General features: G+C 60.5%; 27 protein-coding genes and 1 tRNA gene. 16 read left to right on the forward strand and 12 right to left on the reverse strand.

What is annotated here, in order from left to right:
* Positions 1-48: 48 nt before the first annotated feature.
* The 4 genes from leuC to ACN5AZ_RS09145 all read left to right on the forward strand — a co-directional run bounded on the left by leuC (position 49) and on the right by ACN5AZ_RS09145 (position 4,177).
* Positions 49-1,467 (forward strand): 3-isopropylmalate dehydratase large subunit, encoded by a 1,419-nt coding sequence (gene leuC, locus ACN5AZ_RS09130; protein WP_419428565.1) that lies wholly within the window; start codon positions 49-51, stop codon positions 1,465-1,467.
* Between the two features lie 13 nt (positions 1,468-1,480).
* Entirely contained in the window at positions 1,481-2,086 is a 606-nt protein-coding gene (gene leuD / locus ACN5AZ_RS09135; RefSeq protein ID WP_419428566.1) for a 3-isopropylmalate dehydratase small subunit, read from the forward strand.
* A 328-nt stretch (positions 2,087-2,414) separates the two neighbouring features.
* Positions 2,415-3,176, forward strand: coding sequence for a hypothetical protein (locus tag ACN5AZ_RS09140; RefSeq protein WP_419428567.1), 762 nt, complete (start codon positions 2,415-2,417; stop codon positions 3,174-3,176).
* A 17-nt stretch (positions 3,177-3,193) separates the two neighbouring features.
* Positions 3,194-4,177, forward strand: a complete 984-nt coding sequence (locus ACN5AZ_RS09145) for an endonuclease/exonuclease/phosphatase family protein (protein WP_419428568.1) — start codon at positions 3,194-3,196, stop codon at positions 4,175-4,177.
* On the opposite strand, the gene ACN5AZ_RS09150 is transcribed toward ACN5AZ_RS09145, so the two are convergent.
* Positions 4,171-4,755, reverse strand: a complete 585-nt coding sequence (locus ACN5AZ_RS09150; RefSeq protein ID WP_419428569.1) for a peroxiredoxin-like family protein — start codon at positions 4,753-4,755, stop codon at positions 4,171-4,173. The two genes, ACN5AZ_RS09145 and ACN5AZ_RS09150, sit on opposite strands and share 7 nt — an antisense overlap.
* An 86-nt stretch (positions 4,756-4,841) precedes the next feature.
* Here ACN5AZ_RS09150 and leuB point away from each other — a divergent pair, with 86 nt between their 5' ends.
* The 3 genes from leuB (at position 4,842) to ACN5AZ_RS09165 (ending at position 7,247) form a co-directional block, all read left to right on the forward strand.
* The gene (gene leuB, locus ACN5AZ_RS09155) at positions 4,842-5,945 is read left to right on the forward strand and encodes a 3-isopropylmalate dehydrogenase (protein WP_419428570.1); all 1,104 of its coding nucleotides are present in this window, start codon (positions 4,842-4,844) and stop codon (positions 5,943-5,945) included.
* Positions 5,946-6,119: 174 nt separating this feature from the next.
* Positions 6,120-7,094 carry a DMT family transporter gene (locus ACN5AZ_RS09160; RefSeq protein WP_419428571.1) on the forward strand — a complete coding sequence of 325 codons (975 nt, stop codon included), beginning with the start codon at positions 6,120-6,122 and terminating at the stop codon, positions 7,092-7,094.
* A 76-nt stretch (positions 7,095-7,170) separates the two neighbouring features.
* Positions 7,171-7,247, forward strand: a tRNA-Pro gene (locus ACN5AZ_RS09165).
* A 265-nt stretch (positions 7,248-7,512) separates the two neighbouring features.
* Here the strand turns inward: ACN5AZ_RS09165 and ACN5AZ_RS09170 are convergent.
* A complete protein-coding gene (locus ACN5AZ_RS09170; protein WP_419428572.1) occupies positions 7,513-7,731 on the reverse strand; it encodes a hypothetical protein in 219 nt (72 codons plus the stop codon).
* Positions 7,732-8,254: 523 nt separating this feature from the next.
* Here ACN5AZ_RS09170 and ACN5AZ_RS09175 point away from each other — a divergent pair.
* Positions 8,255-9,952, forward strand: coding sequence for an ATP-binding protein (locus ACN5AZ_RS09175; RefSeq protein WP_419428573.1), 1,698 nt, complete (start codon positions 8,255-8,257; stop codon positions 9,950-9,952).
* 101 nt (positions 9,953-10,053) lie between these two features.
* On the opposite strand, the gene ACN5AZ_RS09180 is transcribed toward ACN5AZ_RS09175, so the two are convergent.
* From ACN5AZ_RS09180 to ACN5AZ_RS09215, 8 genes are all read right to left on the reverse strand, one after another.
* A complete protein-coding gene (locus tag ACN5AZ_RS09180; protein ID WP_419428574.1) occupies positions 10,054-10,251 on the reverse strand; it encodes a CsbD family protein in 198 nt (65 codons plus the stop codon).
* A 38-nt stretch (positions 10,252-10,289) separates the two neighbouring features.
* Entirely contained in the window at positions 10,290-10,535 is a 246-nt protein-coding gene (locus tag ACN5AZ_RS09185) for a hypothetical protein (RefSeq protein ID WP_419428575.1), read from the reverse strand.
* A 105-nt stretch (positions 10,536-10,640) separates the two neighbouring features.
* Positions 10,641-10,799, reverse strand: a complete 159-nt coding sequence (locus tag ACN5AZ_RS09190; RefSeq protein WP_419428576.1) for a YqaE/Pmp3 family membrane protein — start codon at positions 10,797-10,799, stop codon at positions 10,641-10,643.
* A 43-nt stretch (positions 10,800-10,842) separates the two neighbouring features.
* Positions 10,843-11,793 carry a YihY/virulence factor BrkB family protein gene (locus ACN5AZ_RS09195; protein WP_419428577.1) on the reverse strand — a complete coding sequence of 317 codons (951 nt, stop codon included), beginning with the start codon at positions 11,791-11,793 and terminating at the stop codon, positions 10,843-10,845.
* A 13-nt stretch (positions 11,794-11,806) separates the two neighbouring features.
* Positions 11,807-13,282, reverse strand: a complete 1,476-nt coding sequence (locus ACN5AZ_RS09200) for a phospholipase D family protein (RefSeq protein WP_419428578.1) — start codon at positions 13,280-13,282, stop codon at positions 11,807-11,809.
* A complete protein-coding gene (locus ACN5AZ_RS09205; protein WP_419428579.1) occupies positions 13,272-14,948 on the reverse strand; it encodes a sensor histidine kinase in 1,677 nt (558 codons plus the stop codon). The genes ACN5AZ_RS09200 and ACN5AZ_RS09205 overlap by 11 nt, the downstream gene beginning before the upstream one ends.
* 73 nt (positions 14,949-15,021) lie before the next feature.
* Positions 15,022-15,576 (reverse strand): RNA polymerase sigma factor, encoded by a 555-nt coding sequence (locus ACN5AZ_RS09210; protein ID WP_419428580.1) that lies wholly within the window; start codon positions 15,574-15,576, stop codon positions 15,022-15,024.
* A complete protein-coding gene (locus ACN5AZ_RS09215; protein ID WP_419428581.1) occupies positions 15,563-15,742 on the reverse strand; it encodes a NepR family anti-sigma factor in 180 nt (59 codons plus the stop codon). The genes ACN5AZ_RS09210 and ACN5AZ_RS09215 overlap by 14 nt, the downstream gene beginning before the upstream one ends.
* A gap of 219 nt (positions 15,743-15,961) precedes the next feature.
* Between ACN5AZ_RS09215 and ACN5AZ_RS09220 the strand changes: the two genes are divergently transcribed.
* Positions 15,962-16,771 (forward strand): response regulator, encoded by an 810-nt coding sequence (locus ACN5AZ_RS09220; protein WP_419428582.1) that lies wholly within the window; start codon positions 15,962-15,964, stop codon positions 16,769-16,771.
* A gap of 69 nt (positions 16,772-16,840) precedes the next feature.
* Here the strand turns inward: ACN5AZ_RS09220 and ACN5AZ_RS09225 are convergent, their stop codons facing one another.
* Positions 16,841-18,001, reverse strand: coding sequence for a GAF domain-containing protein (locus ACN5AZ_RS09225; RefSeq protein ID WP_419428583.1), 1,161 nt, complete (start codon positions 17,999-18,001; stop codon positions 16,841-16,843).
* 142 nt (positions 18,002-18,143) lie between these two features.
* The gene (locus ACN5AZ_RS09230; protein WP_419428584.1) at positions 18,144-18,314 is read right to left on the reverse strand and encodes a DUF1328 domain-containing protein; all 171 of its coding nucleotides are present in this window, start codon (positions 18,312-18,314) and stop codon (positions 18,144-18,146) included.
* A 138-nt stretch (positions 18,315-18,452) separates the two neighbouring features.
* Between ACN5AZ_RS09230 and ACN5AZ_RS09235 the strand changes: the two genes are divergently transcribed.
* The 7 genes from ACN5AZ_RS09235 (at position 18,453) to rlmN (ending at position 23,869) form a co-directional block, all read left to right on the forward strand.
* The gene (locus tag ACN5AZ_RS09235; RefSeq protein WP_419428585.1) at positions 18,453-18,767 is read left to right on the forward strand and encodes a hypothetical protein; all 315 of its coding nucleotides are present in this window, start codon (positions 18,453-18,455) and stop codon (positions 18,765-18,767) included.
* Between the two features lie 47 nt (positions 18,768-18,814).
* On the forward strand, positions 18,815-19,216 hold the full coding sequence (locus tag ACN5AZ_RS09240; RefSeq protein ID WP_419428586.1) for a phage holin family protein: 402 nt from the start codon (positions 18,815-18,817) through the stop codon (positions 19,214-19,216).
* Entirely contained in the window at positions 19,209-19,847 is a 639-nt protein-coding gene (locus ACN5AZ_RS09245; RefSeq protein WP_419428587.1) for a hypothetical protein, read from the forward strand. Before ACN5AZ_RS09240 ends, ACN5AZ_RS09245 begins: the two co-directional genes overlap by 8 nt.
* A gap of 2 nt (positions 19,848-19,849) precedes the next feature.
* Entirely contained in the window at positions 19,850-20,866 is a 1,017-nt protein-coding gene (locus ACN5AZ_RS09250; protein ID WP_419428588.1) for an AI-2E family transporter, read from the forward strand.
* Positions 20,867-20,921: 55 nt separating this feature from the next.
* A complete protein-coding gene (locus ACN5AZ_RS09255; protein WP_419428589.1) occupies positions 20,922-21,884 on the forward strand; it encodes an amidoligase family protein in 963 nt (320 codons plus the stop codon).
* Entirely contained in the window at positions 21,881-22,612 is a 732-nt protein-coding gene (locus ACN5AZ_RS09260; RefSeq protein WP_419428590.1) for a gamma-glutamyl-gamma-aminobutyrate hydrolase family protein, read from the forward strand. Before ACN5AZ_RS09255 ends, ACN5AZ_RS09260 begins: the two co-directional genes overlap by 4 nt.
* Positions 22,613-22,681: 69 nt before the next feature.
* Positions 22,682-23,869 (forward strand): 23S rRNA (adenine(2503)-C(2))-methyltransferase RlmN, encoded by a 1,188-nt coding sequence (gene rlmN, locus ACN5AZ_RS09265; protein ID WP_419428591.1) that lies wholly within the window; start codon positions 22,682-22,684, stop codon positions 23,867-23,869.
* The last annotated feature ends 58 nt before the right edge of the window (positions 23,870-23,927 follow it).

A 23,927-nucleotide genomic window follows, 5' to 3' on the forward strand; every position in this document is an offset into this window, starting at 1 on the left:
TTGCGCACCATTCAGAGCCATCCAGCACATCAAAACGGGAGAGGACCCATGTCCCCCAAGACGCTTTACGACAAGATCTGGGATGCGCATGTCGTATCCGAAGACGCAGACGGCACCTGCCTTCTTTATATTGACCGCCACCTCGTCCACGAGGTTACTTCGCCGCAGGCCTTTGAAGGGCTGCGTCTGGCGGGCCGTTCGGTGCGCGCACCGGACAAGACCATCGCCGTACCGGACCACAACGTGCCGACCACGCTGGGCCGTGAAAACCCCGACCAGATGCCCGAAGACAGCCGCATTCAGGTGTCCGCACTGGACAAGAACGCCAAGGATTTCGGCATCCACTACTACCCCGTGACGGACATCCGTCAGGGCATCGTGCACATCGTCGGGCCCGAAAACGGCTGGACCCTGCCCGGCATGACCGTGGTGTGTGGTGACAGCCACACGGCGACCCACGGTGCGTTCGGCTCGCTCGCGCACGGGATCGGCACGTCCGAGGTGGAGCACGTTCTGGCCACGCAGACGCTGATCCAGAAGAAGTCCAAGAACATGAAGGTCGAGATCACCGGCAAGCTGCGTCCCGGTGTGACCGCAAAGGACATCGTCCTGCGCATTATCGGCGAGACCGGTACTGCGGGCGGCACCGGCTACGTCATCGAATACTGCGGCGAAGCGATCCGTGATCTGTCGATGGAAGGTCGCATGACCATCTGTAACATGGCCATCGAGGGTGGCGCGCGCGCCGGTTTGATCGCCCCTGACGAGACCACCTTCAACTACGTCAAAGGCCGCGCCCACGCGCCCAAAGGCGCCCAGTGGGAAGCCGCGCTGAACTGGTGGAAGACCCTGTATTCCGACGATGACGCAGCATGGGACAAGGTTGTCACCATCGCGGGCGAATCGATTGAACCGACCGTGACCTGGGGCACCTCGCCCGAGGATGCGTTGCCGGTCTCTGCCGTTGTGCCTGCGCCGGAATCCTTCAAGGGCGGCAAGGTCGAGGCGGCCCGCCGCTCCATCGAATACATGGGGCTGCAAGCTGGCCAGAAGCTGACCGACATCGAGATCGACACGGTCTTTATCGGTTCCTGCACCAACGGTCGAATCGAGGACCTGCGCGCTGCGGCCCAGATCGTCGAAGGCAAGAAGATCAAGGTTGGCCGCGCCATGGTGGTGCCGGGCTCCGGTCTTGTGCGGGCACAGGCCGAGGAAGAAGGTCTGGACAAGATCTTCATCGATGCCGGGTTCGAATGGCGTATGGCGGGCTGTTCCATGTGCTTGGCCATGAACCCTGACCAGCTGTCCGAGGGCGAGCGCTGCGCCTCTACCTCGAACCGCAACTTCGAGGGGCGTCAGGGCTACAAGGGCCGGACCCACCTGATGTCGCCCGCGATGGCCGCTGCTGCGGCGCTGACCGGCAAGATCACCGACGTGCGTATGCTCGACGTCGAAACCGCAGCCTGAGGAGCCACGGACAATGGACAAGTTTGAGAAACTGACCGGCATCGCGGCCCCCATGCCGCTGGTGAACATCGACACCGACATGATCATCCCGAAGCGGTTCCTGAAATCGATCAAGCGCACCGGCTTTGGTGTCAGCCTGTTCGACGAGATGCGCTATAACCGTGACGGCAGCGAGATCCCCGAGTTCGTGCTGAACCAGCCGCAGTACCGCGACGCAGAGATCCTGATCGCCGGTGACAACTTCGGCTGTGGATCGTCGCGCGAACACGCGCCGTGGGCGATCAAGGATTTCGGGATCAAGGCGATCGTCTCGACCAGTTTTGCCGACATCTTTTACAACAACTGCTTCAAGAACGGCATCCTGCCCATCGTGCTGCCGCAAGAGCAGGTCGATGCGCTGATGAAAGACGCTGAAAAAGGGTCGAACGCGCGTATGATCGTCGATCTGGTAGAGCAGACGGTGTCGAGCTCCGAGGGGGAAGTGTTCTCCTTCGAGGTGGACCCGTTCAAGAAGCACTGCCTGCTCAACGGTCTGGATGACATCGCCCTGTCGCTGGAGAAGGCCCCGGCCATCGACACCTACGAGGCGAAGTCCTCGCAGGAGCGCCCCTGGGTCTGATCCCGCGATAACCTATTGATACCAAAGGCCCGCCACCGCGCGGGCCTTTGTTTTTGGTGCCCCGCCCTTGATGCAAACCCGCACCACCCGACGGGCTTTGTCCGGTAAAATTGCGATCAATGTCGGCTTACTGTTGCCGTGCCGTGCAAAAAGAGGCAGAAATTAGGCAATAATGAGGCAGTCCGTCGCAAAGACGGGATCGGGATGGAACAAGGTTGCGGCATCGTATCGCGACCGTCCGGAACGGAAGGGCAGATTTGTGATCTCACGCATGGTGGCGGCTGCGGCGCGCGCTTTACTTGTGGCATTTCTCATTGCGTTGCCCGCAATGATTCTGGCTGATGTGCAGTCGGATGCGTCACAGTTGGTGGGGCTGTTTGCCTGCGTTGCGGCCTTGCTGATCTTTGCGGAATACACGGCGGAATACCCGTCGGTGATCGAATTCCGCAATGCGCCGCCCTTTAACCGGATACGGTTTATGGCGCTGTTTGCGACTGTGATCTTGCTGACCTTGATGGCGCGGGCAACCATGCACCCTACGGCGGCACTGATGTCGCTTGCCCAAACCGGCAGCATGATCGGCGAGGCGATGGATTTCCCGTTTTCTCCGGTGCGGCTGATGGTTCTTGTGGCCCCTGCGGATGTGTCCGCACAGCATCTGGACCTGATACGCGGCATGGCGGGGGTGGCGTATCTGATCTCGCTTGTGACGCTTGTTCTGTTTGTGATCGTCGTGCGGCTGCTGGACTGGCCGATCCGGCGTGGCGCGTTCAATTTCTGGGTCAACCTGCCACTGTTTGACCCCACGACAGGCGGCGATGTGCTGTACCGGCTGAAACGGGACAGCCACATTAACGTGGCCTTAGGATTCCTGATGCCATTCTTCCTGCCGGCGGCGCTGAAAATCTCGGGGAACTGGGGGGCGGTGCCGAACCTGTCGGATTACCAACCCCTGATCTGGACGATGATCGCATGGTCCTTTTTGCCAGCAAGCCTGATCATGCGCGGCGTCGCACTGATGCGGATCGCCGACCTGATCGAGGAAAAGAGACGCCGCGCCTACGCGCAGGCCGAATTGCAACTGGCGTAATCCTGTTTCTCAGCTACGTGCTGGTGGCGGCTGCGGCCTCTGCCCAAGTCCGCGTGGCCACCTGGCATGGGGATTTCAGCGAAAAGGGCCCGGGCCTTTTGTTGCGAGAGCTTTTGCGGGGCAAAGTCGATATCGCACCGATCCTCACCGCCGCCCCCGATGTTTTGCTGCTGACCCGATTTGATTTTGACGCAAGCCATGCGGCTTTGGCTGCGTTGCAAATCATTCTGGCCGAGGGCGGGCTGGACCTGCCGCATGCGTTTTCCAAACGGCCCAATACAGGGTGGCAGACGGGGGCTGATCTGGACGGTGATGGCCGTTTGGGTGGACCGCGCGACGCGCAGGGGTATGGCTGGTTTTCGGGACAGGGCGGCATGGCGGTTCTGTCGCGTTATCCCATCACGTTGGAACGTGATCTGAGCGGGCTGTTATGGCGCGATGCGCCGCACAGCCTGATGACGGCACAGGACACGGCCCCCGAGATACAGCGCCTGTCCAGTGTGGCGCACTGGCTGTTGCGGCTGGACACCCCGGATGGGCCGATCCGATTGATGACGCTCGCGGCAACTCCGCCGGTGTTCGACGGGCCAGAGGACCGCAATGGCCGCCGCAATCATGACGAAGTCATGCTGTGGGCGCATGTTTTGAACGGCAAACTGGGGGAGACCCCCGCCGGTCCGGTGATTGTCGCCGGGTTAATGAATATCGATCCCACTGCGGGGGAGGGGCTGCGACAGGCCATCAAAACTGTGCTGGGTCATCCCGGATTGCAGGACCCGCTTCCTGACCGTGCGACTGTGACATGGGACAGCACCGGGCCAATGCGCGTGTCCTATGTGCTGCCGGATCGTCAGTTGCGCATAACAGACGCGGGTGTCGTGCCGCCGTTACCTGAGACAGAGCATGGCCAGCACGCGCTGGTTTGGGTGGATGTCACACCGCCGGATCGCAAAACGCCCCGTCGCGGGGACGGGGCGTTGCAGGTGTCGGTCAATCAGTAGGCTTCGGCCTTGGGGCCATCGACGGCCTCGACCTTGGTGGTGCCGTCATGTTCCACCAGCGGACCGGTGTAGCTGCCACGGGGCGGGTAGCCCTTATCATTGCGGAACTTCACGGCGGCCAGCACGTCCTCGAACGGCGGGCGGGCAAACGGGAAGCTTTGGACCCATGCGGCATAAACCGTGCCATCGGGCAGCAGGTAGAAAATCCCCGGTTCCGAAAACAGCTCGGGCTCCTCGGATCCTTCGCGCGCTGTGCTGACATACAGGCCCCATTCGCGCGCTTCGGTCATGGACAAGTCATGCGCAATGTTCAGGCGGGTGGTTTCCGTCTCGGATACGGTGTCTTCCGCGCGGGATTTGGTGTCGCCGCTGACGGCCAGAACGGTCACGCCAAGGTCTTTGGCCTGATCCAATTGACCTTCGATCTCTTGCAACTGCTTTTTGCAGATCGGGCAGTGCAGACCGCGGTAGAAGACAACGATCGCACCGTTTTCGCCCATGTTCTGGCGGACGTCGACGTCCTCACCGGACAGGGTGGGCAGCTTCAGGTCGGGAAAAGGTTGGGTCGGGGTCAGCATTGGCGTCTTCCTTTGTGCAGATTGCATTGACCCCCCAACGCCTGCGGTCTACCCCCGTTCCATCACGAAAACCGGAGTTTACCCCCATGTCCAACCCCTCGCTTCTTATCCTGCCCGGTGACGGGATCGGCCCCGAAGTCATGGCCGAAGTGCGCAAGATCATCGACTGGTACGGTGCCAAGCGCGATCTGGCCTTTGACGTGTCCGAGGATCTGGTGGGCGGCGCGGCCTATGACGCACATGGCACCCCGCTGCACGATGACACCATGGCAAAGGCCCAAGAGGTCGACGCGGTTCTGCTGGGCGCCGTGGGCGGTCCGAAATACGACGTTCTGGATTTCAGCGTAAAGCCCGAGCGTGGCCTGCTGCGCCTGCGCAAGGAAATGGATCTCTATGCCAACCTGCGCCCCGCACAGTGCTTTGACGCGCTGGCGGATTTCTCGTCGCTGAAAAAGGACGTTGTGGCCGGTCTGGACATCATGATCGTGCGCGAGCTGACGTCGGGCATCTACTTTGGCGAACCGCGCGGCATCATCGAAGAGGGCAACGAGCGTGTGGGCATCAACACCCAGCGCTACACCGAATCCGAGATCGACCGCGTGGCACGCTCTGCCTTCGAGCTGGCCATGAAGCGCGACAAGAAACTGTGCTCGATGGAGAAAGCCAACGTCATGGAATCCGGCATTCTGTGGCGCGAGGTCGTCACCGAAGTCGCCAAGGATTACCCCGAGGTCGAGCTGTCGCACATGTACGCCGACGCAGGTGCGATGCAGCTGTGCCGCTGGCCCAAGCAGTTCGACGTCATCGTGACGGACAACCTGTTCGGTGACCTGCTGTCCGACGCGGCCGCCATGCTGACCGGCTCGCTTGGTATGCTGCCGTCCGCATCGCTGGGCCAGCCCATGGCCAACGGTCGCCCCAAAGCGCTGTACGAGCCGGTGCACGGCTCCGCGCCCGACATCGCAGGTCAGGGCAAGGCAAACCCGATCGCCTGCGTGCTGAGCTTTGCCATGGCGCTGCGCTATTCCTTTGATCAGGGTGCCGAAGCAACCCGTCTGGAAAAGGCCGTCGAGAAGGTGCTGGCCGATGGCGTCCGCACCGCCGATCTGCTGGGTGAAGAAGGCGTGACCCCGGTCACCACCTCGGAAATGGGCGACGCGATTGTCGCAGCGCTCGACGCATCGCTGTAATCCCGACGATTGATGACGAAAGGGGCGGTGCCGCAATGCGCCGCCCTTTTTTCATGACCCACGCGCCGAGATTGCAAAATGCATGCAGTCTTCAGCTTTTCGCCAGGGTCCCCCCCTTGCAATGCGCCCCGCGCTCCGCATAGCTTCGCGCAAGAAGCGACGACAGGCCCTGACATGACCCCCAACGCAAAAGGCGCGCTGTTCGCCCTGACGGCTTTCGGCATTTTCGCGACGCATGACGTGGTGATCAAATACCTTGGTGCCACCTATTCACCGTTTCAGGTGATCTTTTTCTCGACGTTGATGTCCTTCCCGCTGGTCAGTTTCATGATGATGCGGGACCCGCTGCCCGGCACCTTGCGCCCCGTACACCCGTGGTGGACAGCGATCCGGACGACTGCGGCCATGCTGAATGGCATGTGCGCGTTCTATGCCTTTACCGTACTGCCCTTGGCGCAGACCTATGCGATCCTGTTTGCCTCCCCGCTGTTGATTACGCTGATCTCGATCCCCTTGCTGGGGGAGCAGGTGGGCTGGCGGCGTGGCGCGGCGGTGATGGTGGGGCTTGTGGGGGTTCTGGTGGTGCTGCGCCCGGGCTCGCACCCGCTGTCGATGGGGCATCTGGCGGCGATGGGCTCCGCGGTGTTTGGCGCCCTGTCCGCGATTATCGTGCGCAAAGTCGGTAATGACGAGCGGAGCGTGGTGCTGTTGCTCTATCCGATGGTGGCGAATTTCATCGTGGTCGGGGTTTTGATGACCTTTGTGTACCGCCCGATGCCCTTGCTGGATCTGGGGGCGGGGGCCACGATTTCCCTGCTGGGGTTCTTTGCGGGGCTGTGTCTGATCATGGCTTACAAGACCGGACAGGCCGCGATTGTGGCGCCGATGCAGTATTCGCAGATCATCTGGGCCACAGCCTATGGCTATCTGCTGTTCGACGAGACAATCGATACGTTCACCGTCATCGGGGCGGGGATTATCATCGCGTCCGGCGTCTACATCGTGGCCCGCGAAAGCAGCAACGACGATTCGCAGACACCTGTTCTGCGCACGCGGTCGCGCGGCTACGGGGCATCCTTCCGGATTGCGCCGTTCCTCAACAGGGCGCGGCGCGGGCCGCAGGGGCCAAGCGATACGCCTGCCGAATAGCCGTGCGGAAACTGCGTGGCGCTGCAAAACGTCTCTTGCCAAAGCGCTGCGGGCGATATATCCCGCGCCTCACGGTCGGAGCGTAGCTCAGCCTGGTAGAGCACTGTCTTCGGGAGGCAGGGGCCGGAGGTTCGAATCCTCTCGCTCCGACCAATTTATCAAAGAAATATCTGCGCTGTTAGGCAGTGATCTTGGGTTCTTTGAACCTTTGTCGCTGTCAAGATAGGGCCCGGTTTCTATGTGATTCAGGTGTTCAACCGGATCAGGGCATGGCGGTCTCAATCCGTGGCGCATCCTGACTGTAGGGCCCCTTTCGTTGGTCTTTGCTCGCAACCTTGTGCAAAACCGCTGTATCCATTCCTAAAGCTGGCCTAGAGTATCGAGGGCGCGCTCTAAGTTGGTAGACAAACAGTGGGATTTACCAATCCCATTTCTTAAGATTGATCTCTACGCGGCGATTTTGGGCGCGACCCGCGCGTGTTCCTCCGATTGGTTTGGGTTCGGCAGAGAAATCCATGTCTTTCGCGGTTTCAGTCGCGCCAATGTGGCAACCGGGTGAGCTGTCTGCGTGCACACCGGGGGTGCCGACTTGGTCGCGACAGTTCTTCTTGTATTCTTCCCATTCGCTGACAGACATCGAAAAGGCCGGGGCGGCGATCAGGCCCGCTCCCAAAAGCGCGATAGCAAATTTGTTCTTGGTATTTTCCTTCTCAGTTCTAAAAAATTCTTTCTCACATCACGTTGGGTCGCCTATGTCGTGCGGGCCAAGCTGGAGCTGTTGATCCTGCCCGCATAAGACGCGCGCGGTATCTGGACGTGGCCGGACGGACACCATGCACATGCGGGCTGATCTCGGAAAAATCGGTCAGACAAGCGCACTTTGGTATACTCTGGATATGTTGAATCGTTGTGGGGGCGTCCGCGTGGATTTTCTATAACGAGGCTGACCACCAAAGGACATTTGCGCCATGCAACCGGCTGCCCAAATTGCGATTGATGAGATTTCCTCTGCCACAGAATCGTTCAGACGCCGGTCTCAATTTCAAAGGTATGCTGTCGTGCGCATCAGGCAATTTGCGCTTAGGCAAATTGCAACGTGTATCGGCGTTATCTGCACGTGGTATTTCGTATCAGCGCCGGTGGCGCTCGTCTGTGGTGTGATGGCCATCGTTGGTGAGCTGGTTGATATCCTCTGCCTCAAATACCTGATGCGCAAATTGAAGGAAGACATGCCGATCGAGCAGGTGTTGACCCTTTCGACAATCAGCGCGGGGTTTCAATCCTTGGGCATATCCGGCTGTGTCCTGTCCGCGCTATTGTTTTCCTTCTCCGGCGAGGGCGTTCTGATCGGATTTTGTTTCCTGACGGCCGGGGCGGTCAATGCCGGTTTTATCCTGACGCATCATCCCCGTGCCGCGCGGGTGAAGCTGGCCGTTCTGGCCATGTGTGTACCCATCTATTTCGCGCATCAGGTGATTTTTATGCCAGAGGGGCGCAGCCCGATCTGGATCCAACTGTGCGAAATCGCCCTTCTGTCTTATATGGTTGCGGCGTTTGTCGGGGCACGTCTGCACGGCCAAAGGCGTTCCTGGGAGAAAGAGAAAAAGCTCGTTCAGGTTGCGCAGGATTTGTACGATGCGAATGAGGAGCTTGAGAAAACGCGCCATCGTGCTGAAGCTGCCGCCAACGCCAAGTCCGCGTTTTTGGCCGTAATGAGCCATGAAATCCGCACTCCGCTGAATGCCATTTGCGGGATGAGCGATATTGTCCGCAGGCGCCCGCTGGATATCGAAAGCCGCAACAATATCGAAGTGATCCGCGAAGCATCAACGTCCCTACTGCATATCGTGAATGATATTCTGGATTTTTCCAGTCTCGGTGAAGGCAAGCTGGCCATAGAAAAGACCGTCTTTTCTCCGGCATTGGCCTTGTCCGGGGCCCGTCGCATGTTTCGGCCCGCGGTCGCCGAAAAAGGGCTGACCTTTGTGACCGACTGCGATGACACCTTGCCATTGCATGCGATGGGGGACGAAAAACGCATAAAGCAGATTTTTATGAATCTGATGTCCAATGCGATAAAGTTCACCGAAGCCGGGGAGATCCGCGTCACCTCTACCGTTGAGGAAAGCGAAGACGGAAAAATCTGGGTCATCACCATGGCGGACTCGGGGATTGGCGTGCCGGAGGATCAGGCGAACGCCATCTTTGATGCCTTCCACCAATGCGAAAACGCTTCGGTGCGTCGCCATGATGGCACCGGCCTTGGCTTGCCGATCAGCCGTGAATTGGCGCGGCAAATGGGAGGGGATTTGGTGTTGCTGAATAGCTCGGCGGATCATGGGTCGACCTTCGAGCTGCGTTTGCCGTTGGAAGAGGTGCCAGAGAGCGCCGCATATAATCTGCCGGTGCAAGATGAACCCGCCACTATGCCAGAGCTGCGCGGGATGCGCCTTCTCGTGGCCGAGGATAACGTGGTTAACCGGATCATCATCGAGAAGTTCCTCGAAGGGACGGGGGCCGAGGTCCACATGGCGCATGACGGGCGCGCCGCCGTTGAAATGACACGCGCTGTGGCACCGGCTGTGATCCTGATGGATGTCTCTATGCCAAAGCTGAATGGACTGGACGCCACGCGAGAGATCCGAGGCGCGACCGGCAACCAGCCGTATATCATCGCCGTCACGGCAAATGCCTTTGCGTCCGATCACGCGGCCTGTCTTGCGGCGGGCATGGACGATTTTGTCAGCAAGCCGGTAGATCGCAACGATCTGCTGCGCGCGCTCAGTCGTGCAAAAGATGTCACCGATGCCCCCGTGTCACAGACCGATCAGGCGCAGGTCACCCGCATTCGGCAATAGGTGTCGCATCAAAGAAAACGCCGATCGCGCGGGGCGCAATCGGCGTTTGATAAAGAATGCTGGCCCGAGGTAAAAAAGCGCAGCGTCCCTTGGGCTTAGACTTAGATCTCTGCCAGCATGTCGTCCACAATTTTGCGGACATCATCCTTTGTTTTTCCAAGCTTTTGTTGCAGTTGGCCTTCCAGCTGCTCACGGTTGCCCTGCGTCTGTTCCAACTCGTCGTCTGTCAGATCCCCGTAGGATTCACGCAGCTTGCCTTTCAGTTCGGTCCAGCGGCCGTCGATACGATCTTGGTCCATAATGATCTCCTTTCGGTAGAGCGAGTGCCTGCGCCAGATCAGTTCTGGTTTTCGGCTGTGTCTTCTTCGGGCGGGGTGACGTTGATCTCGGGAACGGTCACGGTGACCTCTTCCTCGTCGACCTCAATTTCGCCCACGTCGGCGTCAAATTCCGGCATCTGACCGCCTTCGACGCTGACTTCGGGCAGTGCGGCCTCTTCGGTCTGGTCGATGTCGATCATGTAAATGCCAAAGCCGATGGCGATCACGGCGATGATGGCGGCGATTACAGCTCCAATACGCATGTCAGTTTCCTTGTTTGTTTCCAGTGTCTTATATCTGGATGGGAAACGTGCGGGGCGATGATTGGTTCCATTGTGCCCTGCGCGCCGTGGGCCATGTTGCGCCGATCAACGGCGCGCGATGATCCAGACAGCGTGCACAATGCCGGGGATGTAGCCCAGCAGGGTCAGCAGCAGGTTCAGCCAGAAATGTTTGCCAAGGCCCACTTGCAAAAATACGCCCAAGGGCGGCAGCAGGATGGCGATCAGAATGCGAAGCAGGTCCATGATGTCCTCAAACTTTGTTCGGGAACACAACGGATGGATGTGCTTAGGGTTCCCCAAAGCCTTCGCCCAGTGTGTCAGCCTTGACCGCGCCACGTTCCCCCATGGGGCGCGTTGGGCCGACGGTGCTGTCATGTCGCGTTTGCGCCTCCAACTCGGCGTCCAGCGTGGCGCCCAGCAGGACGATAAAGGCCGACAGCCAAAGCCACGTCAGCAGAACAATCACCCCGCCCAAGGTGCCAAAGGTCTCGTTGTAGCTGCCGAAGGACTGCACATAGTGGCTGAAGCCGAGGCTTCCGATCACCCAAAGCCCGCAGGCGGTCGCAGCCCCCGGCGTCAGCCAACGCCAGCGTGCTTTGCGCCGCGAGGGGCCGAACCGGTACAGCATGGCGATGCCGAACACGCCAACCACAAACAACAACGGCCAGCGGGCCAGCAGCACGACCTGAGTGAATTGCGCGTTCTTCGACACCAGTGCCGCGGCCGTGGGCAGGGCGGCCACAATCCCCACGGACAGCAAAATGCCGGAGATCAGGCAAAGCGTCATGACGACGTTGATTGCCTTCAACACAAAGAAATTGCGCGACTCCCGTTCGCCGTTGATGACGTTCAGACCTATGATAAGGTTGGTCATGGCCCGGGACGCGGAATACAACGACAGGCCAATTGCCAGAAGGGCAGCCCAGCCAAGACTGTTGTTCGAGGCGGTGACCACCGATGTGAGCTGGCCCATCAGGATCTCTGCGGCGGCGGGCGGCAGCACATTGGAAATCGGCTCGGATATGTCGATCAGGAACTGGGGGTCGGTGACCATTCCGGCCAAAGCCACCCCGGCGGTGATCGCGGGAAACAGGGAGAGCAGACCGTAAAACGCAATCCCGGCGGCGAGCAGGCTCAGGTTGTCCTCGATCATTGTCTTATAGATGCGCAACCCGACATCCAGCATCCCACGAAACGGGATCTTCAGGGGGGATGTGGCATTGCGGCCTCTGGGCATGGTGGCCTCCGGTTCAGACGATGTTTTCGGTCACACCCGGTAGGGATTGCGCCAGTTCGGCCCCTTTGTCGAGGTCATGGGGCACCAAAAAGCCGCTGCGCCGATCCGGAAGCCGCACCGCATTGCGCCTGATTTCCGCATCCCACCACCGTTGCAGCGTGCGGGGATCGCGCGCCTCGGCGGGGAGGGGATCAAACCACCAGTGGTCAAACAGCTTGTCGCGCAGCAGGTTCACGCGGTCACGCTGGGTGATTTCGATGGCGACTTCGGTGTCCCAGCGCAACGACCGACCATTCAGATTGGCTGACCCGACCATGCCGTAATCATCGTCACGAACCAGAACCTTGTTATGGACGTAGATGATGGGCGATCCCGCCAGAACAGAGCGCGCATCACGCGCGGCCATCACCGGGCGCACCGGCGCGGCAAAGGTCACGCGGTCGCCAAAGGCCTCTGTCAGGGTTTCAATCGCGTCCCGTTCCAGCCCCAGACCATATTTGGCATCAATGTTTTCATTCCCTTCAAAGGCCACATCTTCGGGCAGGGCAGGCAGGATGAAAAAGGCGGTCAGGTCGGGATTGACCAGCGCGGCCTTGGCCAAGGTATCGGACACAACGCCAGAGCGCAGAAACTGCGTCTCTGCGTAGATCAGGTGACGGGCTTCACGGAAGGCGGCCAAATGCGCCTCTTCAATCTCGTGCAAGACATTGCGCGGGGACAGAAACGGCATCTGAAAGCGGCGGGGCGCAGACAGGGTGCGTTTGATATGTGGCAGATCCTCGGGATCGGCGCGCCCCCCGCAGAGGTTCTCGAAGCACAAAAGATGGGTGCGGGCATCTTTCGCCTCGGGGCCGCGCATGATCAATTGCACGTCCGACCACGTCTGGTCAGAGGGCAGATCGTGGTCCTTGGTGTCAAAGCGGCGTTCGTTCAGATCCAGCCCGCCCACATACAGCACCTCGCCATCAATCACGGCGAGCTTTTGATGGTGGGTGACCGTGTGGATTTCAGGGAATGACCCCTTATCCAGACCCACCGCTTCGCGCGATAGCTGCACATCGCGCAGCCTGCGCAGGCGGCGCGACCGTTTGGCCATGACCGCAGGCATAAACGCCAGCCAAGGCAGCATGCCCGGCGTTGCGGGATGCATGGTGGCGCGCACCTGCAGTTGGTCGGCTGTGACATCGGCGATTTCCCCAAGCGCCGCGCCCTGACGCACCGTGCGCCATGACAGTTCGTGCAGGGGGGTGCCCATGACCGGATCAAAATCGCTGACCACAAGGGTGATACGCACCCCGCGCCGCAGCGCATGCGCCAGCAGGTCGAACCAGTCCTCGCCGATGGCACGCGCCTCTTGGCTGCGCAGGGCGGTGGTCATGTCGAATATGCGAAACCCTGCGAGGATTTCGCTCTTCGCCTCCAACACGGCGCGTTCAAATGCGGGCCATGCCTCTTCGGCGGTGATCAGGACATCGAAATCACGCGGCATCTTCCACCTTTTCGGGCGGCTTGAAGTCGCGTCGGGGGAATTCGATGGCCAGCGCGTATTGGTCCGGCTCTGCGGAATGGGTGACTTCGCCGTCAAGCTGGCGGACAAAGGCGGTCATCAGCCGGTTGCCCAGCCCGTCGCCCTGCTCCCCATCGGTGCCATCGCGTTCCGCATTGGAGCCTACAGTGTTTTCCACGCGCAGCACCACCAGACCATTGCCGTCTTCGAGCAACGAGATCGAGATATCACGGCTGCCATCGGGGGCTGTGCCCACGTATTTGTAGGCGTTTGTCAGCGCCTCGGTCACCAGCATGGACAAAGGCACCGCCTGATCGGGGAACAGCGGAACGCTTGCGATGTCAGAGGTCAGGCCGACCTTACCGTCGCGCGACATGGTGGACACATCGTCCACCACGGTCTGGATCAGGTCGCGGGAATCCACGGTGGTCAGATCGGTTGTCGTGTACAGCGTGCGGTGCAGCATGGCCAACCCGCGCACCCGCCGTTGAAGGCCGGCCAGCATATGCTTCGCTTCGGTGGAGCGGGCAGAGCGTGACTGCATGTTCATGATCGACGCGATCAGTTGAAGGTTGTTTTTGACGCGGTGGTGCACTTCTTTCAGCAGCACTTCCTTGTCGTGCAGATCTTTTTCCTGACGGGCCTCGGCCTCTGTCAGGATCAGCACCATCCGGTTAAAGGCGCGCTGCGCCTCTTCCAGTTCTTCGGGCGGGTTCGCCAGCATCAAGGGGGCTTGCCTGCGCTCGCCCAAGGCGAACTGCCGCATGGCAGAGCGCAGTTGGCGAACATGGCGGACCACCAGCCGTTGCAGTCCCAGAAAGGCCACGCCGATCCCGGCCAGCCACATCAGGGCGGGGAAGACCACGGCCAAATGCGCGCGTGTTCCCTCGTTCGCGGAGGTCGCGACCGACACCGGCCAACTGCCCACCAGAACCAGAACGTCGTCAATCATGGGGGCTACGGCAAAGAACCGTTCCTGCCCGTCACCGGCTACACCGCTGAACGTGGTGCCGACGCGGCCAACCAGATCTGTCAGCTCCATATTCTGCGGCAGAAATCCGGCGGCCGCGCGTATCCCACTGGTCGACGAGATCACCTCGCCCGCTGTGTTCACCGACGCCAGCTTCAGCTCCTCGGTGGGGACGGGGTTCTGCATCAAGGCATTGACCAGCGAATGCGGAATGGAAATCGACACGATGCCAATGGGTTGGCCGTCAACACGCACGGGATGCGACGCGGTAATGACCGCCTGTTTGGTCACCGGACCGGATTGCAGCATCTCGACCGCGGGGCCATTGCGTTCCATCGCGGACTGCAGGGTCGGGGTCGGTCCGAAATCACGGGTTTCCCCGCTGGACGAACAATCCATCCGGCCATCTGCCTGCACGTAGCTGGCGAAGATATACAACTGCTGGCTGTCGATGAAGTTGCTCAGGATACGGGTACAGGCAGCGCTGTCCACACGGTCAACAGCCGCCGACAGTCCACGCGCCGCCCCCAGCGCCTGCTGGATCAGCTCACGTTCGCCGCTGGCGGCGGCCACGGTCTCTGCCAGCAAGGCCGCACGCGAGAGGGCCTGAGCTTCGTCTACCACGACCTGTGTCTGGTAAACGGAGATCAGGCCCAATGGCAGCATGGCCAAAGACATGAGAAACGCGATCCGCGCCCCGAGACTTTTGGACAGGACCTTCAACACGGTCAGGGCTCGTTCATAGTTAAAATCACATCGCGTGTTTTTGGGCCGCAACGATGCCCGAGGTTACCCGATCGGTCAGTTCAAGGTGTTCGTCCTCATCGAGGCCCATCAGTTCGGCAAGCCGTGCACGTGCGCGGTTAACTCGGCTTTTCACAGTCCCGACAGCAACACCACAGGTTTCTGCGGCCTCTTCGTAGGAAAACCCTTCGGCACCCACCAGAACCAAGGCTTCGCGCTGTTCATCGGACAGTGTGGCGAAGGCGGTGTTGAAGTCGCGCATTTGCAGGCGACCGTCATGGTCAGGCTTCTGCGCGAGGCTGGCGGAAAAGGTGCCGTCGGGATCGCCTACTTCGCGGCGCGCCTTACGGTGGTGCGAATAATAGGTGTTGCGCAGAATGGTGAACAACCATGCCCGCAGGTTGGTGCCGACCTCAAAGGTGTCAATCTTGGTCCAAGCCTTCACAAGGCTGTCCTGCACCATGTCGTCGGCCAGCGCAGAGTTGCCCGTCAAAGACATCGCAAAGGCGCGCATGGCACCCAGATGTTCGACCAATTGGTCGCGGGGGTCAGGATTCGACATTATTGTCCCCGCCGTTCGAGGTGTTGCCGCTGTCGGCTGCGCGAAGCTGCGCAAGCAGGTCGGTAAACCTGTCGGGGACTTCCTGTTTCGTCACGTCCCCATAGGCGCGTTTCAGGTTTTCATCGATTTCCTGTTGCACCTTGGATGTCTTTCGATCTGAGTTCATTCTGCCGCACGCTTTTATCGAAGTTTCGGAACCAAACACCGACTGGCGCGTATGGTTCCCAAGAATGTACAAAAAAATGCATGCACCCAAAATCTGCAAAGCGGGTGCGCAATAAGGTTTCTGAGTGCCTGCAATTTTTTTTTACGATGTCGGGAACACAACGCGGCTTGCGGCGTTAGGTTCCCAGGAAATGAAAAAAATTTATATGGAAAGCGGACAATGAGCACTTCCCAGTCTACGGATCTTACCAGCGTAATCGGCAGCAATCTGCCGTTTTTGCGCCGTTACGCGCGTGCTTTGACCGGCTCTCAGGAAAAAGGGGACAACTACGCTGCCGCCACGCTGGAGGCGATCCTCAGCGATATCGGCAGTTTCGACCGCAACATCGCGCCGAAAGTAGCGCTGTTCCGCGTTTTCCAGATGATCTGGAATTCGACCGGTGGCGCGTTGTCTGACAGCGCGGACGGTTTGGCGGCAAAGGCGCAAAAACACCTCGCGCGGCTGACCCGCGACACCCGCGAGGCGCTGCTGCTGCACACGATTGAAGAGATGTCATTCGAGGAAGTCGGGCTGGTGCTGGACGTGTCCGAGGACGAGGCGCGCTCGCTGGTCGATATCGCCTACTCCGAGATGGCCAAATCCGTGTCCGGCAAGGTCATGATCATCGAGGACGAGGCCATCATCGCGATGGATCTGGAAAGCATCGTCGGCGAGATGGGCCATCAGGTCACCGGCATCGCCAAGACCGAAACCGAGGCGCTCGCGCTGTACGAGACAGAGACCCCCGATCTGATCCTGTCCGACATTCAACTGGCGGATCTGTCCTCTGGCATTGATGCGGTGAACAAGATCCTCGGCGAGAAGTCCGACATTCCTGTGATCTTCATCACTGCCTTCCCCGAACGTCTGCTGACCGGCGAAAGCCCCGAGCCCGCGTTCCTGATCGCAAAACCCTACACCGAGGAACAGGTTCGCTCCGCCGTCAGTCAGGCGATGTTCTTCTCCTCGACAGAGACGCTGCAGGCCTAAGTCGGCACTGCACCGCAAGACAAAACCGGGCCGCTGTCCAGCGCCCGGTTTTTTTCATGTCTAGGCGGTTTACAGGGCCAGATGTTCCAATGGCAAGCTGAGCCGGTGACTGAACTGCATGGGCGTCACGTCGGTGATGATTGCGCCGCGAAGCTGACCTTCGACGGCGATTGTCAGCAGCTTCGATCCGAAACCTGTACCCTTGGTTTCGGTAAAGTCACCCCAGCTTTGGCCGGTTTCCACCCAGTTCAGGTTCAGCTTTTCGTCCGCGATCTCCCACGTCACAGACAGGGTGCCGCCCTCGACGGACAAGGCCCCGTATTTCGCGGCATTTGTGGCCAGTTCGTGCAGCGTCAGCGTCAGGTAAATGGCCGCTTTCGCCCCGATATCGACCGATGGGCCTGCGATCTCCAGAATGGCCCCGCCGGAGTAGGGTGCCAGAAGTTTCTCCACCAGCGGTTGCAGGTGGGTCCCTTCGCCGGTGACGCGGCCTTGGGCTTGCACAACGGGGACGATCATCGAATGGGCGGTGTTCAGTGCGCTCAGCCGTGTTGCAATGCCGTCTGCAAGTTCGTCCACCGTTTTGGCGGTCCGTCGGTCAAGTCGCACCATGCCGTTGATCAGCGAGAACAGGTTGCGCACGCGGTGGTTCATCTCCTGCATCACTACGTCACGTTCGCTGACGGTGTGCCGCAGGGCAAGCTCGGCCTCCAGCATGGCGACCAGATCCTTGAGCGCGTCCAGATCATCGGCCGTCCAATCGCGCGGCTCGCTGTCGATGACACAGAAGGACCCGAGCACTGTGCCCATAGGGTCGCGCACCGGCACGCCAAGGTAGGCAATTACGTTCAGATCATCCACGGCCCCATTGTCGGCCAGCACAGGGTCCTTGCGCGAATCCGACACCATCAAGGGGCGGCCCGAACTGGCGACATACTGACAAAAAGAATGGGTCAGCGGGGTGCCGCAATCTTCGGCGGCGGGCCCGCACATGCCGATCTGGCCACGGAAATGCTGTCGCTTGTCGTCGACGTAGGACACAAGGCTGACAGGTGCGCGCAAGATCCGGCTGGCCAAGCGGACACTGCGCGCATGCGCGCTGTCCTCGCCCCCGTCCAACAGCCCACTGTTGCGCAGGGCATCCAGACGGCCGGGATCTGTCAGCTTGATCATGTGATCCGACGTATCGGCCTGCAAATGAACACTGCTATCCAAACGAATATTGGTCATGTCGGCCCCCCCCAAATACGCGGCACATGGGCGCCGCGTTCAAATACTGTAAATTGATTTATTCAGACTCGAAAGGCCCGACACGCATACAGTGCCGGGCCTAGCGAAGTTTTGCGGAATTGTTGCAGTGGAACGGAGCCAATTAGACGGACCGCCCGCGTACTGCGCGCAAGATCAGTGCGCCGACGAACAAGATGATGAACAGCACAAACAGCACCTGTGCGACGCCAGCCGATGCAGAGGCGATCCCGCCAAAGCCGAACACGCCCGCGATCAAGGCAACAACAAAGAAGATGACAGCCCAATACAGCATGGAAACTCTCCTGAATTTTCTGGGTTTTACTCTGCTTGTTTAACCGTTGAACGGCCCAATCGGTTCCCGCCACGCGCTGCAAACCCTGTGGGAACCAAAACGCGGGAAGCGCGTTTCATCTCGCAAAGGAGATCCCAGATGAGTGCTTCGAAAACGTCGCTGCGCAATGGCGCGGGCAAAGGCTTTGAAAAGGCGGCTGCGCATGCGCGTGACGCCATGGACACCGCCCGTGAAACGCTGGAAACCGGCTATGACGAGGCCCGCGAACACGCGTCTCAGGCGCTTGATGCCGCGCAAGAGGGCGGTCGTCAGGCGCTCGACGAAGGGGTGGTTGCAGTGCGTGACGCCCATGGCAAGCTCGAAGGGATGGTCCGCCGCAATCCGACGACAGCCCTGCTGGGCGCGGCAGGCCTCGGGCTGTTGTTCGGTCTCGCGCTCAAGGGGCGCAAATAAGCCTGCGTAGTGATGTGGGGCCGATTGGCCCAACCAAGGGGACCCAGATGTTATTCAAAGCCGCCACAGATGGCCTGTCGACGCAGCTTATCGTTTTGATCGAAGAGCTGCGCGGCCTGCTGCGGACAGAGATTGCCTTGGCCAAAGCCGAGGTGTCCCAAGGGGCGTCCCGTATGGTTGTGGGTGCGGCACTGCTGGTTGTGGCCGTGATCTTTGTCTTCGTTGGTGTCTTTGCATTGGCCGCATCGGGCGTGATCGCATTGCACGAGGCGACTGGCTGGTCGTGGGCGCTTTCAAGCCTGTGCGTCGCCGGCGGATCGGTGGCCGTAGGTGTCGTCGTTGCGTTGATCGGGCTGCGGCGATTGAAGGCGGCCAACCTGATGCCGCAACGCACTGTCGACAACCTGCGCGCCGACCTTGCCGCCGCTGCGGAGAGCCGTGATGTCTAAGAAAATCAAAGATCTGGAAGCGCAGGCAGCGCTGCATCGTGCGGGCGTGTTCGCGGCCCTAAACGGATTGTCGAAGGCATCGCCAAAGACCGCCGTGGCGAATACTGACCTCGTCCAGACGCTTGCGCAATCTGCCGTGGATACCGCCAAGCGCAATCCCTTGGGGGCTGCGCTGATCGGGGTAGGGGCCGTTATGCTGCTGGCAAACGCGGGCTCCGACACGTCTGCGAAAAAGCCAGCCGAGGACGTCGAAGATACCGAAGATGACTACACGGCCGAGGCGATGCGCCTTAGCCTGCATGCCGGATTGGATCACCTGCCGCCTGCGTCCCGCAAACGCATCATGCGCAAACGACTGGCGGCCTTGGACGCGCAGATCGCGTTGGAGGAACAGCCCTCCGGCGCGGGCAAGCTGGCGGCGCACCCGTTTGCCGCGATGCTCGCTGTGGTTGGTTTGGGCGCGATTGCAGCACTGCTGTGGCCCCGCAAAGAGGCCAAGTTGAAGGCAGAACGGGATGCCTCGCTTGCCGAGGCCGAGGCGCAGCTTGATCTCGAAGAGACGCGGACCTCGCCCTTTCCGGGCACCCCTCCCTATAGCAACGGCGCCGACAGGGCGCAGGACAGGATTTAAGCATGGCCACCCTTGCCGAACGGCAGCGCCGCATTTCCATGAACGCGCTGATCGTGCTTGCTGTGATCGCTGTGATCGCAGCGCTGCGCTTGTCCGGTGATCTGACGGCCCCCGTGGTGCTGGGTCTGGTGGTGGGTGTTGTTGTTGCCCCCATTGCCGCGCGGCTGAGCCGTGTCGGGGTGCCGCGATCGCTGAGCGCTTCTGTTACCTTGCTGCTGACCTTCGCCCTGTTGGTTCTGTTCATTTCGGCCCTTGGTCCGGTGGCCTCTGGCCTGATGGAAGAGATCCCCAAGATTCAGGCCGAGATCCGTGGTTGGCTGCAACAGATCATTCAGGCGGTGCGCGGCACCGAAGCCATTGGCCGCGAGATCGAGGAAACCATTGCCGAAGGCGGTGACGAGGCCGTCAAAGCCGCGGTGCCCACCATCATGGATGCGCTGTGGATGGCGCCGAACTTTGCCGCACAGGCGCTGATCTTTGCAGGGACGCTGTTTTTCTTCGTGCTGACCAGCGATGAAATCTACGGCATGTTGCCGCAGCGGGCCGCTGCCCTGCGGGATGCGGATCGCGCGGTGTCGCATTACTTTACCACGGTCACAGCCATCAACGCGGGCCTTGGTCTTGCGACCTTTGGTGCGCTGACGCTGATCGGCGTGCCCAACGCCATGCTGTGGGGGGGCGCGGCCTTTGTGCTGAACTTTGTCCTGTATCTGGGGCCGATCATCATGATGGCCTCCCTGTTTATCGCCGGTGTGATGAACTTTAACGGGTTAATGATCCTTGCCCCGACGGCCGCGTTTTTATGTCTCAACATGATGGAAGCGCAGTTTGTCACCCCGTCGCTGGTCGGGCAGCGTCTGCATCTGAACCCGTTGGTGGTGTTTCTGGCGATCCTGTTTGGCCTGTGGTTGTGGGGGCCTGTGGGCGGCATTGTATCCCTGCCGGTTCTGGTCTGGTTCATGGTGTTCAGCGGTCACCGCACCGAGCTGGTCGAAGACCCCGAGTCCGATCCCGCCTGAAAGGGGAACTATTCCGCGCGCGAAGGCGTTTCCCTGAGAAAGACAGGGACGTTCCATGCCTTCACAGTATCCGCCGTTTGCGCGGCCTCATACGGCCAGCGGTGACACGCGCCGCACCGGGATCGAGATCGAATTCGCCGGTCTGGACGAAGCTGCGGCAGGCCGTGTTGTGGCGCGGTCGCTTGGTGGAAAGGTCGTGACCGGTGACAGTCACGAACTGACGGTCCAAGACAGTGCCGTGGGCGACATCCGCGTGGAGCTGGACACAGTTTTGCGCAAGAAAAAGGGCATTCCCTTGCTGGACACGGGCCTGTCCTTGGCGACCGGTTTGGTGCCGGTGGAGATTATCACCGGCCCGCTGACCCCTGTCGAGGCCGCCCGACTGGACGATCTGACAGATGCGCTGCGCCAAGCGGGGGCCACAGGCACGCGCGACGGCATTCTGTTGGGCTTTGGCGTCCATCTGAACCCCGAGGTGGTGGCTCCCGAAGACCCGCATACCCTGCACACCATTCTGGCTTATGGCCTGCTGGAGCCATGGCTGCGCAAGCGCGAGGGGCTGGACGTCACGCGGCGCATGATGCCTTTCGTCAAACCATGGCCCTCGGCCTTTGTGACGGAGCTGGCGCGTGCCAAACCGGCCTCTTTGAACGATCTGATGGCGGTGATGTCGCGCCATGTGCAATCGCGCAATCATGGTCTGGATCTGTTCCCCCTGTTCGCCCATGCAAACGCCAGCCTGTACAACAGCCTGTTCCCCGAACCGGACAAGACATCGGCGCGCCCGACCTTTCACTTTCGCCTGCCCGATTGCCGCATAGACGAGGCGGACTGGTCGCTCGCGCAGGCTTGGGCGTTGTGGTGCGTGGTGGAACAGGTGGCCGCACAGCCGCGCCTGTTGGATGGCTTGCGTCAGGCGTGGATTGACCACATGCACAGCGCGCCGGGCGCAGAGACGCGCTGGATCGGCAAGGTTGACGCCGTCATGCGGACCCATGATTTCGAGGTGGATGTATGAGCCGCCCGCTGATTGGCGTCACGGTGTCCGAACGGTCGGGGTGGCGCATCTTTCCCTTGGTGAACCTGAACCTGTGGCTGGCCGGTGCCCGTGGTGTGCGCTGGGGGGTGGACCATCCGCATGATCTGACACAGGTCGATGGCATCGTTATCGGCGGCGGCGACGACATCGGGCCGGAGCTTTATGGCGGAACGCTTGGCGTCTCCGCGCGGCTTGATCCCGAACGCGACGCGCTGGAACGCGGGCTTGCTGCGCAGGCGGCAGATATGAACATGCCGGTCTTGGGGATTTGCCGTGGCGCGCAAATGCTGAACGTGGCGCTGGGCGGGACGCTGGACCAGAACGCGTGGCAAACTTTTGGGATGGAACGCAAGATCCGCACGATCCTGCCCAAACGAGAGGTCTGCGTTGATGCCGGCACCCTGCTGGCCGAACACACAGGGCCAGAGCCGATGAAGGTCAACGCACTGCACACGCAAGCGGTGCAGGATCTTGGCGATGGGTTGCAGGTTTGTGCCCGTGATACGGCTGGGATGATCCAGGCGGTGGAACGCACGCGCGATCCCTTTGCGCTGGGCGTGCAGTGGCATCCGGAACATCTGTTTTACGCGCGCAGACAGCGGGCGATCTTTCGGGCGCTGGTGGCGGCAGCGCGCGCACGGCGCGAGGCACGTGGCCAGAATGCGGCGGCCCATGCGGATGCGCAGGGCAAAGCGTTCACGATCTGAAACACCCCATTTAAATCTGCGCCGAATCCTGTATATAGACGTCTTGCTTCTTTCCAAAGGACGCCCATCATGACCGACGCTCCGATCACTCAGGACGTGTTGACGATCCCGCGCAAGCTGCCGGAGACCGGCAAGCTCAATATCATCGGCCTGACCCGTTCAGCGCTGCGCGATGCCCTGATCGAAATGGGCACGCCGGAAAAGCAGGCGAAGATGCGGGTCAACCAGATCTGGCAGTGGGTCTATTTCTGGGGTGTGCGCAATTTCGAGGACATGACCAATCTGGCCAAGGGGTACCGCGCCCAGCTGGAGCAGCATTTTGAGATCGCCCTGCCGGAAATGGTGTCCAAGCAGGTAAGCGCCGATGGCACGCGCAAGTATCTGGCACGGATCGCGGGCGGCCATGAGGTCGAAGTGGTCTATATCCCCGAAACCGATCGCGGGACGCTGTGCATCTCGTCCCAAGTGGGCTGTACCCTGACCTGTTCCTTCTGCCACACGGGTACGCAAAAGCTGGTGCGCAATCTGACGGCGGGTGAAATCGTCGGTCAGATCATGATGGCGCGCGATGACTTGGGCGAATGGCCCGAACCCGGCACCGGCACAGGTGAACAGGGACCGCGCCTGCTGTCCAACATCGTGCTGATGGGCATGGGCGAGCCGCTGTATAACTTTGACAACGTGCGCGACGCGATGAAAATCGCCATGGACAACGAAGGCATCGCCCTGTCGCGCCGCCGGATCACCCTGTCGACCTCGGGCGTTGTGCCGGAGATCGCAAAATGCGCCGAGGAAATCGGGTGTTTGATGGCGGTGTCCTTCCACGCCACCACGGACGAGGTGCGCGACAAGCTGGTGCCGATCAACAAACGCTGGAACATCGAGGCGTTGCTGGATGCGTTGCGGGAATACCCGCGCCTGTCCAATTCGGAACGCATCACCTTTGAATATGTGATGCTGAAAGACGTGAATGACACGGATGCCGATGCGCGTCGTCTGGTCAAACTCATTCAGGGCATTCCGGCCAAGATCAACCTGATCCCGTTCAACGAATGGCCCGGCTCGCCCTACGAGCGGTCCGATTGGGAACGCATCGAACGCTTTGCGGATATCATCTACAAGGCGGGCTATGCCTCTCCGATCCGCACCCCGCGTGGCGAGGATATCATGGCTGCCTGTGGCCAGTTGAAATCCGCCACCGAACGGGCGCGCAAATCGCGCAAAGCCATCGCTGAAGAGGCAGGCTTGCAAGGGTAAATGGCTTGGGGGCCGCGCGCCCCCTTGCACCCTGACGGGGGAACGCCCCATATCGGTT

This window comes from Sagittula sp. SSi028 (assembly GCF_048553715.1).
Lineage (GTDB): Bacteria > Pseudomonadota > Alphaproteobacteria > Rhodobacterales > Rhodobacteraceae > Sagittula.

Coding starts and splice junctions, on each gene's coding strand:
- leuC (WP_419428565.1), top strand. CDS start 49: ATGTCCCCCAAGACGCTTTACGACAAGATCTGGGATGCGCATGTCGTA.
- leuD (WP_419428566.1), top strand. CDS start 1,481: ATGGACAAGTTTGAGAAACTGACCGGCATCGCGGCCCCCATGCCGCTG.
- ACN5AZ_RS09140 (WP_419428567.1), top strand. CDS start 2,415: ATGATTCTGGCTGATGTGCAGTCGGATGCGTCACAGTTGGTGGGGCTG.
- ACN5AZ_RS09150 (WP_419428569.1), bottom strand. CDS start 4,755: ATGCTGACCCCGACCCAACCTTTTCCCGACCTGAAGCTGCCCACCCTG.
- leuB (WP_419428570.1), top strand. CDS start 4,842: ATGTCCAACCCCTCGCTTCTTATCCTGCCCGGTGACGGGATCGGCCCC.
- ACN5AZ_RS09160 (WP_419428571.1), top strand. CDS start 6,120: ATGACCCCCAACGCAAAAGGCGCGCTGTTCGCCCTGACGGCTTTCGGC.
- ACN5AZ_RS09170 (WP_419428572.1), bottom strand. CDS start 7,731: ATGTCTGTCAGCGAATGGGAAGAATACAAGAAGAACTGTCGCGACCAA.
- ACN5AZ_RS09175 (WP_419428573.1), top strand. CDS start 8,255: ATGGCCATCGTTGGTGAGCTGGTTGATATCCTCTGCCTCAAATACCTG.
- ACN5AZ_RS09180 (WP_419428574.1), bottom strand. CDS start 10,251: ATGGACCAAGATCGTATCGACGGCCGCTGGACCGAACTGAAAGGCAAG.
- ACN5AZ_RS09185 (WP_419428575.1), bottom strand. CDS start 10,535: ATGCGTATTGGAGCTGTAATCGCCGCCATCATCGCCGTGATCGCCATC.
- ACN5AZ_RS09190 (WP_419428576.1), bottom strand. CDS start 10,799: ATGGACCTGCTTCGCATTCTGATCGCCATCCTGCTGCCGCCCTTGGGC.
- ACN5AZ_RS09195 (WP_419428577.1), bottom strand. CDS start 11,793: ATGCCCAGAGGCCGCAATGCCACATCCCCCCTGAAGATCCCGTTTCGT.
- ACN5AZ_RS09200 (WP_419428578.1), bottom strand. CDS start 13,282: ATGCCGCGTGATTTCGATGTCCTGATCACCGCCGAAGAGGCATGGCCC.
- ACN5AZ_RS09205 (WP_419428579.1), bottom strand. CDS start 14,948: ATGTCTTTGGCCATGCTGCCATTGGGCCTGATCTCCGTTTACCAGACA.
- ACN5AZ_RS09210 (WP_419428580.1), bottom strand. CDS start 15,576: ATGTCGAATCCTGACCCCCGCGACCAATTGGTCGAACATCTGGGTGCC.
- ACN5AZ_RS09215 (WP_419428581.1), bottom strand. CDS start 15,742: ATGAACTCAGATCGAAAGACATCCAAGGTGCAACAGGAAATCGATGAA.
- ACN5AZ_RS09220 (WP_419428582.1), top strand. CDS start 15,962: ATGAGCACTTCCCAGTCTACGGATCTTACCAGCGTAATCGGCAGCAAT.
- ACN5AZ_RS09225 (WP_419428583.1), bottom strand. CDS start 18,001: ATGACCAATATTCGTTTGGATAGCAGTGTTCATTTGCAGGCCGATACG.
- ACN5AZ_RS09230 (WP_419428584.1), bottom strand. CDS start 18,314: ATGCTGTATTGGGCTGTCATCTTCTTTGTTGTTGCCTTGATCGCGGGC.
- ACN5AZ_RS09235 (WP_419428585.1), top strand. CDS start 18,453: ATGAGTGCTTCGAAAACGTCGCTGCGCAATGGCGCGGGCAAAGGCTTT.
- ACN5AZ_RS09240 (WP_419428586.1), top strand. CDS start 18,815: ATGTTATTCAAAGCCGCCACAGATGGCCTGTCGACGCAGCTTATCGTT.
- ACN5AZ_RS09245 (WP_419428587.1), top strand. CDS start 19,209: ATGTCTAAGAAAATCAAAGATCTGGAAGCGCAGGCAGCGCTGCATCGT.
- ACN5AZ_RS09250 (WP_419428588.1), top strand. CDS start 19,850: ATGGCCACCCTTGCCGAACGGCAGCGCCGCATTTCCATGAACGCGCTG.
- ACN5AZ_RS09255 (WP_419428589.1), top strand. CDS start 20,922: ATGCCTTCACAGTATCCGCCGTTTGCGCGGCCTCATACGGCCAGCGGT.
- ACN5AZ_RS09260 (WP_419428590.1), top strand. CDS start 21,881: ATGAGCCGCCCGCTGATTGGCGTCACGGTGTCCGAACGGTCGGGGTGG.
- rlmN (WP_419428591.1), top strand. CDS start 22,682: ATGACCGACGCTCCGATCACTCAGGACGTGTTGACGATCCCGCGCAAG.